Below are 11,399 nucleotides of genomic sequence, written 5' to 3' on the forward strand. Positions count from 1 at the left end.
GGGTGCTTGACAATAGGCGCCGCCTATCAAGTTCTATGCGATTGAATGTGTGCTCTTTAACCCTTTCAAGGAAATAACATGTCTCAAATTACTATGCGTCAGATGATTGAAGCCGGTGTTCACTTCGGTCACCAAACCCGTTTCTGGAACCCGAAAATGGCTCAATACATTTTCGGTGCGCGCAACAAAATCCATATCGTAAACTTGGAAAAAACCCTGCCGATGTTCCAAGAGGCGCAAGAAGCCGTACGTCGTCTGGTTGCCAACAAAGGTACAGTATTGTTCGTAGGTACCAAACGCCAAGCCCGCGACATCATCCGCGAAGAAGCTACCCGTGCCGGTATGCCTTTCGTTGATTACCGCTGGTTGGGTGGTATGCTGACTAACTACAAAACCGTTAAGCAATCCATCAAACGCCTGGAAGAAAAAACTGCTGCCCTGGAAAACGCTGCTGAAGGCGGTTTCAACAAAAAAGAAATTCTGGAAATGCAACGCGACGTTGAAAAACTGGAACGTTCTTTGGGCGGTATCAAAAACATGAAAGGCCTGCCTGACGCGATTTTCGTTATCGATACCGGCTACCAAAAAGGTACTTTGGTTGAAGCTGAAAAATTGGGCATCCCTGTTATCGCCGTAGTCGATACCAACAACAGCCCTGACGGCGTGAAATACGTTATCCCTGGTAACGATGACTCCGCTAAAGCTATCCGCCTGTACTGCCGCGGCATCGCTGACGCAGTTTTGGAAGGCAAAAACCAAGCGCTGCAAGAAACTGTAGCCGCTGCCCAAGAAGCTGCTGCCGAGTAATCCGGTACACAGAAGAGGGGCGTTATGCCCCTTTTCTCAAATCCCGTTCTGAAATCCGTTTCAGACGGCCACTATTTCCAAACACGGCAATCGCCGTGTTCCCAAAAATCTAGGAGATTCAAAATGGCAGAAATTACTGCAAAAATGGTTGCCGACCTGCGCGCCGCTACCGGCCTGGGCATGATGGAATGCAAAAAAGCCTTGGTTGAAGCTGAAGGCAACTTCGACAAAGCCGAAGAAATCCTGCGTATTAAATCTGGTGCGAAAGCCGGTAAACTGGCTGGCCGTACTGCTGCCGAAGGCGTATTGGCTTACGCGATCAACGGCAATGTCGGCGCATTGGTTGAAGTAAACTGCGAAACCGACTTCGTTGCTAAAGACGCCGGCTTCGTAGAATTTGCTAACTTCGTTGCTAAAACTGCTGCCGAGAAAAAACCGGCTTCTGTTGAAGAACTGAGCGAACTGGTTGAAGCAGAACGTAAAGCCATCATCGCTAAATTGGGCGAGAACATGTCTGTTCGCCGCTTCCAAGTGATCGACACTGCCAACCAACTGGTTGCCTACATCCACGGTGCTTTGGCTACCGAAGGCGTATTGGTTGAGTTCAAAGGCTCTGAAGACGTAGCACGCAAAATCGGTATGCACATCGTTGCCGCTAAACCACAATGCGTAAGCGAAGCTGAAGTAGATGCTGAAACCGTTGAAAAAGAACGCCACATCTACACCGAACAAGCTATCGCTTCCGGCAAACCTGCCGACATCGCCGCTAAAATGGTTGAAGGCCGTATCCGCAAATTCTTGGCTGAAATCACTCTGAACGGCCAAGCATTCGTGATGAACCCTGACCAAACTGTTGCCCAATTCGCTAAAGAAAACGGCACTGAAGTGGTTAGCTTCGTACGCTACAAAGTAGGCGACGGTATCGAGAAAGCCGTTGTTGACTACGCAGCCGAAGTTGCTGCCGCTGCTAAAGTGTAAGGCACTTATGAAAAAGAAAGCACCTAGATTCCAAACGAATCAGGGTGCTTTTTTTTGAGAAAACCGTTTACGGTACCTATTTTAAGACGGCCGAATATAAAGGCCGTCTGAACACAAAACAATAATAGAACGACACACCATATCATTTTAATCCGACCGTTTGAAATTCAGACGGCCCAACTCCGACCGACGACATTCAAGAAAGCAAGGTATCCCATGACACAGCAAATCAAATACAAACGCGTATTACTGAAACTCTCCGGCGAATCCCTGATGGGTTCCGATCCGTTCGGCATCAATCACGATACCATCGTTCAAACTGTCGGTGAAATTGCCGAAGTCGTTAAAATGGGAGTGCAAGTCGGTATTGTTGTCGGCGGCGGTAACATTTTCCGCGGCGTATCTGCACAAGCAGGCAGCATGGACCGCGCCACTGCCGACTACATGGGCATGATGGCGACCGTAATGAACGCGTTGGCACTCAAAGACGCATTTGAAACTTTGGGCATCAAAGCGCGCGTACAATCCGCACTGTCTATGCAGCAAATCGCTGAAACTTACGCCCGTCCTAAAGCCATTCAATATTTGGAAGAAGGCAAAGTTGTGATTTTTGCCGCCGGTACCGGTAACCCGTTCTTCACGACCGACACTGCCGCCGCATTGCGCGGTGCGGAAATGAACTGCGACGTGATGCTCAAAGCCACCAACGTTGACGGCGTGTACACCGCAGACCCGAAAAAAGACCCATCTGCAACACGCTACGAAACCATTACTTTTGACGAAGCCTTGTTGAAAAACCTCAAAGTGATGGATGCCACCGCTTTCGCCCTCTGCCGTGAACGCAAGCTCAATATCGTGGTATTCGGCATTGCTAAAGAAGGCTCGCTCAAGCGCGTAGTAATCGGCGAAAACGAAGGTACACTGGTTCACTGCTAATCATTGAAAGGCCGTCTGAAACAGCCGAACGGGATACATTCGGCTTTCAGACGGCCTTTTATTTTCAGTCGGTTGAGGTGGGTATTGGCTCATGGTTTGAAAAGGTTAAGAACTTGCTTGACCATAATCCCCAACCGACAATTCGATAACAAAAGGATACTCCATGAATATCACCGTCTTGGCTGTCGGCACGAAAATGCCGCGTTGGGTGGATGAAGCCGTCAGCGAGTACGCCAAACGCTTCGGGCGCGATGTCAATTATGCGCTGAAAGAAATCAAGCCAGAGAAACGCGGCGCGGGTGTGAATGCGGCTCAGGGTATGGCGGCTGAAGAAAAACGCCTGTTGGAAGCCATACCGCAGGGCGCGTTTTTGGTGGTATTGGATGAGCGCGGCAAAGCGCCGACTTCGGTCGAATTGGCACAACATTTGAAAGGCTGGCAGCAAAACGGCGAACACGTCTGCTTTATTATCGGCGGTGCAGACGGCATGACCGACCGTTTGAAACAGCAGGCAAACATGATGATGCGCCTTTCCAGCCTGACCTTGCCGCACGGCATGGTGCGCGTTTTATTGACCGAGCAGCTTTATCGCGCCGTTTCGATTTTGCACAATCATCCGTATCATCGGGAATAATCCGTTTTGATTGCAGGGATAAGACGGCAATGCCGCCTTGTCGGTTTGAAAGGGAATAGGGCAAGTCGGTTTAAAGCGGGGTTGAACCTGTTTTCAGACGGCCTGATTTTTCCGCATGAATCCTTTATAATCGTTTCTTTGATAAATCAACATCTTTCGGGAGAACCCAAATGTCCGATTTCCGTCAAGACTTCCTTAAATTCGCTTTGGCACAAAATGTGTTGAAATTCGGCGAATTTACAACTAAGGCCGGCCGTCAGTCGCCTTATTTTTTCAATGCCGGTTTGTTCAATGACGGCGCATCGACTTTGCAACTGGCGAAGTTTTACGCTGAGGCCATTATTGCCAGCGGCGTGAAGTTCGATATGTTGTTCGGCCCAGCCTATAAAGGCATTATTTTGGCGGCGGCAACAGCGATGATGTTGGCGGAAAAAGGCGTAAATGTACCGTTTGCCTACAATCGCAAAGAAGCCAAAGACCACGGCGAAGGCGGTGTGTTAGTGGGCGCGCCTTTGAAAGGCCGCGTGCTGATTATCGATGATGTGATTTCCGCCGGTACATCCGTGCGCGAGTCGGTCAAACTGATTGAGGCCGAAGGCGCAACGCCTGCCGCAGTGGCTATTGCGCTCGACCGTATGGAAAAAGGCACGGGCGAATTGTCGGCGGTGCAGGAAGTCGAAAAACAATACGGCCTGCCGGTGGTTTCGATTGCCAACTTGAACGACTTGTTCACGCTCTTGCAAAACAATGCCGAATTTGGCTGCTTCTTCGAGCCGGTCAAAGCTTATCGCGAACGTTACGGCGCGGTTTAAACCATAACATCATGCTCAGGTCGTCTGAAACATTAGCTAAAATATATTTTTGATTTAATACACTTACGGAAATACTCATGCCTGCTTGTTCTTGTCCTCATTGTAAAACACCGCATTGGGTGAAAGATGCTCAGTTTAACGTGGCGCAGGGTTTCGTGGTCTGCACGCGTTGTTCGGGGATGTTTAAGGCCAAGGATTATCTGTCGGGCAACCTGCCGGCCGATCCGGCCCATCTGCCTGTGGCGGTAACGGATGTGCGCCTCGTGCATAACATCGGCGCGCAAATCCTCAAACATTCCAAACTCTCGCGCAAAGAAATTTCCGATTTGCTCAACAGCGCGCTCAAGGAAGAGCCCAAGGCGGAAGAGCAGGCGGCGGTCAAAACGCGCAAGGACGGTTTCAACTGGACTTTGGCATCGCTGATTGCGCTGACGGTTTTGATTATGCAACTCTTTTATCTTGCCCTGCTATGAGTGCCATCGCCCATTTTGTCGCCAGCTTTCGTGAGGCCGCGCCCTATATCCAATATTTGCGCGGCAAAACCATGGTGGTCGGCGTGACCGACAGCCTGTTGGAAGGCGAAACCCTGATTCGTTTGGCCGCAGATTTGAACCTGTTGGCCAGCTTGGGCTTGCGTTTGGTCTTGGTGCACGGTTCGCGGCATTTGCTCGACAAATTGGCTTCGGGTCGGAATTTTGTTCCGAAATACAGCGGCAGCCGACGGATTACCGATGAAGCGACCCTGATGGAAGTGAAGCAGGTGGCGGGAATTATCCGCAGCGATATCGAAGCCGCCTTGTTCAGCAGCGTATCTGCACAACAACGGAGCAAGCCGCCGGTTATTGCGTGCGGCAACTTTATTACCGCCCGTCCGTTGGGCGTTATCGACGGCGTGGACATGGGCTATACCGGTACCGTCCGCAAAATCGACGCGGAAGAAATCCGTTTGCGTTTGGATGGCGGCGCGGTGGTGCTGATCAGTCCTTTGGGACATTCGTACAGCGGCAAAACCTTCAACCTGAGTATGTGCGAAACCGCTCAGGAAGTGGCCATGGCTTTGCAGGCGGAGAAACTGGTTTTCTTGACCGAAGAAGCCGGTATCCGCCGCGCCGACGGCTCGTTGGCCAACACTTTGTCTGTCGGCGAAGTGCAGGAACTGATACACGACAATCCCGATGCGCCGGCCGATTTGCTGCATGCGGCGGTAGGCGCGTTGGAAAACGGCGTATCGCGGGTACAGATTCTCAACGGCCGTGAAGACGGCAGCCTGTTGCGCGAGCTGTTTACCCGCGAGGGCAGCGGTACATCTATTGCCCGCGAGCCGTTTGTTTCCATCCGTCAGGCACGCAGCGACGACATTCCGAACATCATTGCCTTAATCCGTCCGTTGGCGGAACAAGGCATCTTGTTACACCGCAGCCGCGAGTATTTGGAAAACCATATTTCCAGTTTTTCTGTATTGGAACATGATCAAAACATTTACGGCTGTGTGGCGTTGAAAACCTTTGCCGAACCGGACTGCGGCGAATTGGCCTGTCTGGTGGTGTCGCCCGAAGCGCGCGATGGCGGCTACGGCGAATTACTGTTGGAACATCTGTTTCAAAAAGCGCGTGCCTTAAATATCAAAACGCTTTTCGCCTTATCCACGCATACGGGCGAATGGTTTGTCGAACGGGGCTTTCAGACGGCCTCAGCCGATGACCTGCCTGCCGAACGCCGGCAGGAATACAATGCCAACGGCCGCAATTCCAAAGTATTTGTTTATGACTTGCAGGCCGTCTGAAAACCTCAATCCTATTATCCGTTTTTAAAAATCACTCAAATCTTATGTTGAAAATTATCTCTGCCAACGTCAACGGCATCCGCTCTGCCTATAAAAAAGGTTTTTATGAATACATCGCTGCTTCCGGTGCCGACATCGTCTGCGTGCAGGAACTGAAAGCTCAAGAGGCTGACCTGTCAGACGATATGAAAAATCCGCACGGTATGCACGGCTACTGGCATTGCGCCGAAAAGCGCGGTTACAGCGGTGTGGCGATATACAGCAAACGCAAACCCGACAATGTGCAAATCGGCATGGGCATTGAAGAATTTGACAGAGAAGGCCGTTTTGTCCGTTGCGATTTCGGCAAGTTGTCGGTGATTTCGCTGTATCTGCCCAGCGGCAGCAGCGCGGAAGAGCGCCAACAAGTGAAATACCGCTTTTTGGACGCGTTCTATCCCATGCTCGAAGCCATGAAAAATGAAGGACGCGACATCGTCGTCTGCGGCGACTGGAACATTGCCCACCAAAACATCGACTTGAAAAACTGGAAGGGCAATCAGAAAAATTCAGGCTTCTTGCCTGAAGAGCGCGAATGGATAGGCAAAGTCATCCACAAGCTCGGTTGGACGGATATGTGGCGCACACTTTATCCCGATGTGCCGGGCTATACCTGGTGGAGCAACCGCGGACAAGCGTATGCGAAAGATGTCGGGTGGCGTATCGATTATCAGATGGTTACGCCGGAGTTGGCCGCCAAAGCCGTTTCCGCACATGTTTATAAAGACGAAAAATTCTCGGATCACGCCCCTTTAGTTGTGGAGTATGACTATGTTGCCGAATAAGGTTTTGGGTAAATATGACTGGAATGTAAACGGCAAAACCGGCGTAGGCGCGGCGTGGGTCGTGGCGGCATTTGTATTGCCTATGCTGGTGTGGGCGGTGTTTATGCTGGCGCGGATGTCCGGCTGGGTTGCACCGACCAAGGCCAATCCGACTTGGGCGTTGGTATGGCTGCTGTTTTCCCTGCCTTGCCTGCTGATTGCTGCCAAATGCTTTGCTTGGAAGGGTTGGCGGCTGGTTGCCAACATCGTACTTTGTCTGGCGACTTGTGCCATCCTCAGCGTGCCTGCCGCATTGCTGATTGCATTTACACTCAACGACTTGCTCAAATAGGCCGTCTGAAATGCAGAGCTTCGAACTCGAAGAAATGGCACTGTTTCTGATACGCGATGCGGATGAAGCGGAAATGTGGATAGACCGCTGGGCGATCAGCTATCCGATTGTTCAAACTGCCGAAGCTGATAGTCGGCAAACCATTTCCGAATGGCAACACGCCATTCAGGCAGCCTTCGACCATGTTGTGAGCAGAAATATTGCCGTCGTGGCTCATGGTGCCGGCGTATCTGCATTTTTGGCGTGGTTGTACCAAGCCGACATCATGACGCAAAAACGCCTGACTAATATTATTTTGGTCTCGCCGCGTCCAGAAGCTTTTCCCGAAGACGAAATCCATACGTTCCAACGTGTCCGCTGCCCTTGCCGTACAGCGCTGGTTATCTCCGAAACAAACGGCACGCCACGCGATTGGGCGCAAGAACAGGCCGATCGTTGGCATGCTCGTCTGCTTCAATCGCCGCATTCCGGCCAGTTAAACGGCGCACTCGGCGGCTGGCAATGGGGCATGAAGCTGGTGCAGGAAATGCTGTTGCATTAATCATGAATTACGTTGAAAAACTGAGGCCGTCTGAAAGTTCAGACGGCCTTTAATAACTGAAGAAGCAAAATTAAACACACTTTTTCATTCCGAATCATACATATTCTCAGTAAAATGCCATAAAATCCGCACATTAATCTGACACACAAGAGATACCTATGAAACTGAAAACCTTAGCTTTGACTTCATTGACCCTGTTGGCATTGGCCGCTTGCGGCAAACAGGCTGAAACCAGCGTTCCGGCAGACAGCGCCCAAAGCAGCGCATCCGCTCCGGCAGCCCCTGCCGCATTGACCGAAGGTGTCAATTACACCGTATTGTCCAATCCGATTCCGCAACAGCAGGCCGGCAAAATCGAAGTATTGGAATTCTTCGGCTACTTCTGCCCGCATTGCGCCCATCTTGAGCCGGTCTTGAGCGAGCACATCAAAACGTTTAAAGACGATACCTATATGCGCCGGGAGCATGTCGTGTGGGGTGATGAAATGAAACCTTTGGCACGTTTGGCGGCCGCAGTGGAAATGGCCGGTGAATCAGATAAAGCCAACAGCCATATTTTCGATGCGATGGTTAACCAAAAAATCAACTTGGCCGATACCGATACCCTGAAAAAATGGTTGTCCGAGCAAACTGCATTTGACGGCAAAAAAGTATTGGCTGCATTTGAAGCACCCGAAAGCCAAGCACGTGCGGCTCAAATGGAAGAATTGACCAATAAATTCCAAATCAGCGGCACACCGACCGTTATCGTCGGCGGCAAATACCAAGTCGAATTTAAAGACTGGCAGTCCGGCATGACCACGATTGACCAGTTGGTGGACAAAGTACGCGAAGAGCAGAAAAAGTCGCAATAAGTTGAAGGTTGAATGAGCAAAGGCCGTCTGAAAATAAGATATTTCAGACGGCCTTTTATATTAGACGTTATAGAATAGATGGCTGCTAAAGCCTCATGGTTTTAAATTTGAATACAAAACAAAACGCCGTCTGAAATTTCAGACGGCGTTTTCTGTCAAATTGGCTTACAAACCCGGGAACATGCCTTTCATTCCCTTCATGCCTTTGGCCAAGCGCATCAGTTTGCCCAAGCCGTTGCCGCTGAACATCTTCATCATTTGTTGCATTTGTTCAAACTGTTTGAGCAATTTGTTCACTTCCTGCACGGTTGTGCCCGCACCCATTGCAATACGGCGTTTACGGCTGGCTTTGAGCAGGGCAGGGTTGGCGCGTTCTTTTGGAGTCATTGAGTTGATGATGGCTTCCACTTTGCCCATCGCTTTTTCAGCCGTGCCTTCGGGGATTTGTTTCGAGATTTGACCCAGTTCGCCCGGCATTTTCGACATCAGGTTTTCCAAGCCGCCCATATTGCGCATCTGCTGGATTTGTTCTTTAAAGTCGTTGAGGTCGAAGCCTTTGCCTTTTTGCAGCTTTTTCGCCATTTTGGCGGCGGCTTCTTCATCAATACCTTTTTGAACGTCTTCAATCAGGGTCAATACGTCGCCCATGCCGAGGATACGGCTGGCAAGACGGTCGGGGTGGAAAGGTTCAAGGCCATTGATTTTTTCGCCGACGCCGATAAATTTAATCGGTTTGCCGGTTACATGGCGTACGGACAATGCCGCACCGCCGCGTGAGTCGCCGTCCATCTTGGTCAATACGACACCTGTCAGCGGCAGGGCTTCATTAAATGCCTGAGCGGTATTTACCGCATCCTGACCCAGCATGGCATCAATAACGAACAAAGTTTCAACCGGGTTGACCGCCGCATGAAGCGCTTTGATTTCGTTCATCATCTCTTCATCGATTGCCAAACGGCCGGCGGTATCGACCATCAATACATCGTAAAAATGTTTTTTGGCGTAATCGACGGCGGCAGTCGCAATCTCAACCGGTTTTTGGTTGGTATCGGATGGGAAAAAGTCCACGCCGACCTGTTCGGCTAACAGGCGCAGCTGTTCAATCGCGGCAGGGCGGTAAACGTCGGCAGATACCACCAAGACTTTTTTCTTCTGATCGTTTTTCAGCAGGCGGGCGAGTTTACCGACGGTTGTTGTCTTACCGGCACCCTGCAAACCGGCCATCAAAACGATGGCAGGCGGTGAAACCGATAAATCCAGCGTTTTGTTTTCCTTGCCCATCAATTCGACTAAGGCTTGGTTGACCACGCCGATAAAGGCTTGGTCAGGCGTCAGGCTGCCGACGACTTCTTGGCCAAGGGCCTGTTCTTTGACTGTGTTGACGAATTCTTTAACGACGGGCAATGCAACGTCGGCTTCCAGCAGGGCAAGACGAACCTCGCGCAAGGCTTCTTTAATATTGTCTTCGGTCAGCGTTGATTGGCCGCGAATATTTTTAAGTACCTTGCTGAAGCGGTTGGTCAGGTTGTCTAACATACTTATCCTTGATAATGAGAATAGCTGCCCAATATAGGGCATTCTTTGTTAAAATAAAATTCGGATTATTTTACACGATAGTCCGAAGTTATGCCTCAAGAACACAAATACGCACACTAAGGCCGTCTGAAACCCGGCTGGGTGTCCGCCAAGTGTTCACATGTCTATTGAGAAAGATATTTATGCCGATTGTCTTAATCTGCCTTATGCTGGTGTATGCCGGATTGGGCGCATTTTCCTGGTTGCAACATAAAAAGCACAATAATAAGTCTTACCCGCTGAAAACCGAGCTGCTGATTTTGAGTGGCGCATTATTGGTACATGGCGCAGCATTGATGTTCCCGGTATTGCAGGATAGGGTATTGATTACCGGTTTTGGCTATTCGCTCAGTCTGATAGTTTGGCTGATGCTGATGATGTACTGCCTGGGCAGCTTCTTTTATTGTCTGCGCGGAGTGCAACTCTTATTGTATCCCTGTGCCGCATTGACCTTATTGTTGGGTTTCCTTTTCCCGGGTGATTTTTCAGGCCGCCAAATCGTAGACTTATTGCCGCTGTCGCACATCGCATCATCATTGCTCGCATACGGATTATTTGGCATTGTTACCTTATTTGCCATCCTGATCCTTTTGCTCGACCGCAATCTGCACAAACGCCGCTTTTCCGTATTGGTCAGCTTCTTGCCGCCATTATTGAGTTTGGAAAAACTTATGTTCCAAGGTATGTGGGCAGGGTTCGTTTTATTGACCTATTCCGTAATCAGCGGTACATTTTTTGCAGAAACCGTTTTCGGCAAGCCGATGACCTTCACGCATAAAACCATCTTCAGTATTATGTCGTGGCTGATTTATGGTGCATTATTGCTGAAACACAGTATGACCGCATGGCGCGGCAAAAAAGCTGCCGTTTGGACTATTGTCGGATTTGTCAGTCTGATTTTTGCCTATGTAGGCAGTAAATTTGTCCTAGAAATTGTCCTTCAACGTATTGGATAAATAGAAATCATGTAAACAGGCCGTCTGAAATACTCTTTCAGACGGCCTTTGTTTTGTATTTTTTGTATGAATGGAGAGTGTAGGAAGGTTGATAGTATTTTTTATAAAATAAAAACCCTGTTAAAACAGGGTGGTGGTTAAATTCCTAGAAATAATTTTGCGAAAGGTGTTGACTGGTTTTGTTGTGAGGCGTATAGTTCGGTTCTTCGCTGCTGACGCGGTGAAGAAAACGAAGCAGACAGTATAACACAGTTGGTTGAAATTTTCGATAATTTTGGTTGACATTTGCTAAATGTACTGTATAATTCGATTCGCTCTTTAAAAAACAGATTACCGATAAGTGTGAGTGCATTGGACCTCACACTGTT

13 protein-coding genes are annotated in these 11,399 nt (G+C 49.7%); 12 read left to right on the top strand and 1 reads right to left on the bottom strand.

The genetic code is table 11. The annotated features are described in order from the left end of the window. Positions 1 to 78: 78 nt before the first annotated feature. From rpsB to ACTHTQ_RS07890, 11 genes are all read left to right on the top strand, one after another. On the top strand, positions 79 to 807 hold the full coding sequence (gene rpsB, locus ACTHTQ_RS07840; protein ID WP_002230071.1) for a 30S ribosomal protein S2: 729 nt from the start codon (positions 79 to 81) through the stop codon (positions 805 to 807). Between the two features lie 123 nt (positions 808 to 930). Then, entirely contained in the window at positions 931 to 1,785 is an 855-nt protein-coding gene (gene tsf / locus ACTHTQ_RS07845; RefSeq protein WP_012779539.1) for a translation elongation factor Ts, read from the top strand. Between the two features lie 216 nt (positions 1,786 to 2,001). Beyond that, on the top strand, positions 2,002 to 2,721 hold the full coding sequence (gene pyrH / locus ACTHTQ_RS07850; RefSeq protein ID WP_283121763.1) for a UMP kinase: 720 nt from the start codon (positions 2,002 to 2,004) through the stop codon (positions 2,719 to 2,721). 163 nt (positions 2,722 to 2,884) lie between these two features. Further along, positions 2,885 to 3,355 (top strand): 23S rRNA (pseudouridine(1915)-N(3))-methyltransferase RlmH, encoded by a 471-nt coding sequence (rlmH, locus tag ACTHTQ_RS07855; RefSeq protein WP_049329270.1) that lies wholly within the window; start codon positions 2,885 to 2,887, stop codon positions 3,353 to 3,355. 170 nt (positions 3,356 to 3,525) lie between these two features. Continuing rightward, positions 3,526 to 4,167, top strand: a complete 642-nt coding sequence (pyrE, locus tag ACTHTQ_RS07860; protein ID WP_440363593.1) for an orotate phosphoribosyltransferase — start codon at positions 3,526 to 3,528, stop codon at positions 4,165 to 4,167. 77 nt (positions 4,168 to 4,244) lie between these two features. Further along, entirely contained in the window at positions 4,245 to 4,640 is a 396-nt protein-coding gene (locus ACTHTQ_RS07865) for an MJ0042-type zinc finger domain-containing protein (RefSeq protein WP_308887497.1), read from the top strand. Further along, positions 4,637 to 5,950, top strand: coding sequence for an amino-acid N-acetyltransferase (gene argA / locus ACTHTQ_RS07870; RefSeq protein ID WP_440363594.1), 1,314 nt, complete (start codon positions 4,637 to 4,639; stop codon positions 5,948 to 5,950). The genes ACTHTQ_RS07865 and argA overlap by 4 nt, the downstream gene beginning before the upstream one ends. Positions 5,951 to 5,994: 44 nt before the next feature. Further along, entirely contained in the window at positions 5,995 to 6,774 is a 780-nt protein-coding gene (locus tag ACTHTQ_RS07875) for an exodeoxyribonuclease III (protein WP_440363595.1), read from the top strand. Further along, on the top strand, positions 6,761 to 7,105 hold the full coding sequence (locus ACTHTQ_RS07880) for a hypothetical protein (protein WP_314053989.1): 345 nt from the start codon (positions 6,761 to 6,763) through the stop codon (positions 7,103 to 7,105). The genes ACTHTQ_RS07875 and ACTHTQ_RS07880 overlap by 14 nt, the downstream gene beginning before the upstream one ends. A 10-nt stretch (positions 7,106 to 7,115) precedes the next feature. Further along, entirely contained in the window at positions 7,116 to 7,646 is a 531-nt protein-coding gene (locus ACTHTQ_RS07885) for an alpha/beta hydrolase (RefSeq protein ID WP_440363596.1), read from the top strand. 158 nt (positions 7,647 to 7,804) lie between these two features. Beyond that, a complete protein-coding gene (locus ACTHTQ_RS07890; RefSeq protein ID WP_070631673.1) occupies positions 7,805 to 8,500 on the top strand; it encodes a thiol:disulfide interchange protein DsbA/DsbL in 696 nt (231 codons plus the stop codon). Positions 8,501 to 8,665: 165 nt separating this feature from the next. On the opposite strand, the gene ffh is transcribed toward ACTHTQ_RS07890, so the two are convergent. Then, complete coding sequence (gene ffh / locus ACTHTQ_RS07895; RefSeq protein WP_003684000.1) at positions 8,666 to 10,036, bottom strand: signal recognition particle protein; 1,371 nt, start codon at positions 10,034 to 10,036, stop codon at positions 8,666 to 8,668. Between the two features lie 182 nt (positions 10,037 to 10,218). Between ffh and ACTHTQ_RS07900 the strand changes: the two genes are divergently transcribed. Further along, on the top strand, positions 10,219 to 11,031 hold the full coding sequence (locus ACTHTQ_RS07900; protein ID WP_308887490.1) for a cytochrome C assembly family protein: 813 nt from the start codon (positions 10,219 to 10,221) through the stop codon (positions 11,029 to 11,031). The last annotated feature ends 368 nt before the right edge of the window (positions 11,032 to 11,399 follow it).

Source organism: Neisseria sp. P0020.S003, from assembly GCF_051957095.1.
GTDB lineage: Bacteria > Pseudomonadota > Gammaproteobacteria > Burkholderiales > Neisseriaceae > Neisseria > Neisseria subflava.